General features: G+C 61.7%; 2 pseudogenes. One reads left to right on the top strand and one right to left on the bottom strand.

The annotated features are described in order from the left end of the window. Window positions 1-159: 159 nt before the first annotated feature. Window positions 160-963 (bottom strand): annotated as a pseudogene (locus FJ980_RS32925) (dihydroxy-acid dehydratase); the annotation flags it as partial. On the opposite strand from FJ980_RS32925, the pseudogene FJ980_RS32920 reads away from it, so the two are divergent. Next, window positions 914-1,185: pseudogene (locus tag FJ980_RS32920) on the top strand (hypothetical protein); the annotation flags it as partial. The pseudogenes FJ980_RS32925 and FJ980_RS32920 overlap by 50 nt on opposite strands.

The raw sequence follows: 1,185 nt of genomic DNA, 5'->3' as shown, positions 1-1,185 counted from the left end.
TCCTGTCAAACCCCAGAGCAGAAGCTGGCACCGGTTCCTGAGTTCCGTCGCCCGCGTGAATACAAATCATAGCGCATCTTCAGGTCCTAATTCCAGATCAGTCACAGTTCTTCGCCAATCGAGCACCGATCTTGAACGCAGGCCCAAGTAGGAACTGTCCTAATGATTGTCGCGCGGCAGGCCGCTGGTGACGGCGATGTTCTGGTACTTCACCGCCGGCTTCAGAACCATTCCCTCGGACAACTGGTCAACCATTGACCGCTGGATCTCCTGCCAGGGTGTCTGATGCTTCGGATATGCATAGCCGCCCTCGTTTTGCAGGTCGACGCGACGGCGCTTAATCTCGTCGTCCGACACGAGGATGTCGGCGGTCCCCTTGCGCAGGTCGATGCGTACCCGGTCACCCGTACGCAGCAGCGCAAGGCCACCACCGACGGCCGCCTCGGGCGAGGCGTTGAGGATCGATGGAGAGCCGGAAGTGCCGGACTGACGGCCATCGCCGATGCAGGGAAGCGAGTGGATGCCCGCCTTCAGCAGGTAGGCTGGCGGCTGCATGTTCACGACTTCGGCGCCGCCCGGATAACCGACTGGGCCGGCTCCGCGCATGAACAGGATGGTATTCTCGTTCAGGCCGAGTGACGGATCCTCAATGCGACGGTGGTAGTCTTCCGGACCGTCGAAGACGACGGCGACGCCCTCGAAGGCATCGGGGTCTCGCGGATTTGACAGATAGCGGTCGCGAAACTCCGGCGAGATGACCGACGTCTTCATGATTGCGGAATCGAACAGATTGCCTTTCAGGTTGATGAAGCCGGCATCCTTCCTGAGCGGATTGGCCACGGTACGGATGACCTTGCCGTCGAGATTCTCTGCCGCGGCGCAATTGTCGCCGATCGTGCGGCCGTTGACGGTCATGGCTCCAGGATGCGGCAGCAAGCCGGCCTTCATCAGCTCTGCCACCACGACCATCGTGACGGTACGCAAGGGCAACAAGGTGGTGATCGCCGGCGACGGCCAGGTCAGCCTTGGCCAGACCATCATGAAGGGCAACGCCAGAAAGGTGCGCCGCATCGGCAAGGGCGGAAACGTGATCGCCGGTTTCGCCGGTGCCACGGCGGACGCCTTCACGCTTCTGGAGCGGCTCGAAGCCAAGCTCGAACAATATCCCGACCAGTTGACGCGCGC

It is taken from the genome of Mesorhizobium sp. B1-1-5 (genome assembly GCF_006443065.1).
GTDB lineage: Bacteria > Pseudomonadota > Alphaproteobacteria > Rhizobiales > Rhizobiaceae > Mesorhizobium.
Note: the sequence above shows the minus strand (reverse complement) of the source record. Positions and strands in the feature narration are given on the sequence as shown.